The following is a 1,634-nucleotide window of genomic DNA, read 5'->3' on the forward strand; positions in this document are numbered from 1 at the left end:
GCAATTAAACTTTAATTGAAGAGTTTGATCATGGCTCAGATTGAACGCTGGCGGCAGGCCTAACACATGCAAGTCGAGCGGGGTTTTCGGACCTAGCGGCGGACGGGTGAGTAATGCGTAGGAAGCTGCCCGATAGAGGGGGATACCAGTTGGAAACGACTGTTAATACCGCATAATGTCTACGGACCAAAGTGTGGGACCTTCGGGCCACATGCTATCGGATGCGCCTACGTGGGATTAGCTAGTTGGTGAGGTAATGGCTCACCAAGGCGACGATCTCTAGCTGGTTTGAGAGGATGATCAGCCACACTGGAACTGAGACACGGTCCAGACTCCTACGGGAGGCAGCAGTGGGGAATATTGGACAATGGGCGCAAGCCTGATCCAGCCATGCCGCGTGTGTGAAGAAGGCCTTCGGGTTGTAAAGCACTTTCAGCGAGGAGGAAGGGATGTATGTTAATAGCATGCATTTTTGACGTTACTCGCAGAAGAAGCACCGGCTAACTCTGTGCCAGCAGCCGCGGTAATACAGAGGGTGCAAGCGTTAATCGGAATTACTGGGCGTAAAGCGCACGTAGGCGGTTTTTTAAGTCAGATGTGAAAGCCCCGGGCTCAACCTGGGAATTGCATTTGAAACTGGGGAACTAGAGTGTGTGAGAGGGGGGTAGAATTCCAAGTGTAGCGGTGAAATGCGTAGAGATTTGGAGGAATACCAGTGGCGAAGGCGGCCCCCTGGCACAACACTGACGCTCAGGTGCGAAAGCGTGGGGAGCAAACAGGATTAGATACCCTGGTAGTCCACGCCGTAAACGATGTCTACTAGCTGTTCGTGTCCTTGTGATGTGAGTAGCGCAGCTAACGCACTAAGTAGACCGCCTGGGGAGTACGGTCGCAAGATTAAAACTCAAATGAATTGACGGGGGCCCGCACAAGCGGTGGAGCATGTGGTTTAATTCGACGCAACGCGAAGAACCTTACCTACTCTTGACATCTACGGAAGACTGCAGAGATGCGGTTGTGCCTTCGGGAACCGTAAGACAGGTGCTGCATGGCTGTCGTCAGCTCGTGTTGTGAAATGTTGGGTTAAGTCCCGCAACGAGCGCAACCCCTATCCTTAGTTGCCAGCGAGTTAAGTCGGGAACTCTAGGGAGACTGCCGGTGATAAACCGGAGGAAGGTGGGGACGACGTCAAGTCATCATGGCCCTTACGAGTAGGGCTACACACGTGCTACAATGGTACGTACAGAGGGAGGCAAGCTGGCGACAGTGAGCGGATCTCTTAAAGCGTATCGTAGTCCGGATCGCAGTCTGCAACTCGACTGCGTGAAGTCGGAATCGCTAGTAATCGCAAATCAGAATGTTGCGGTGAATACGTTCCCGGGCCTTGTACACACCGCCCGTCACACCATGGGAGTGGGTTGCAAAAGAAGTAGGTAGCTTAACCTTCGGGAGGGCGCTTACCACTTTGTGATTCATGACTGGGGTGAAGTCGTAACAAGGTAACCCTAGGGGAACCTGGGGTTGGATCACCTCCTTACCTAAAGCAGATTTAGTTCGTGTAGTGTCCACACAGATGATTGATTGATACGTAGAGCAAACAGTAAAAGCGCTATCCGCGAGGATAACGCCGGATG

General features: G+C 52.6%; 1 rRNA gene. It reads left to right on the top strand.

Annotation, left to right across the window (positions count from 1 at the left end):
- Positions 1 to 12: 12 nt before the first annotated feature.
- A 16S ribosomal RNA gene (locus tag IEW88_RS18610) occupies positions 13 to 1,537 on the top strand.
- Positions 1,538 to 1,634 lie beyond the last annotated feature (97 nt).

The organism is Rheinheimera tangshanensis, assembly GCF_014645135.1.
GTDB classification, from domain to species: Bacteria; Pseudomonadota; Gammaproteobacteria; order Enterobacterales; family Alteromonadaceae; genus Pararheinheimera; species Pararheinheimera tangshanensis.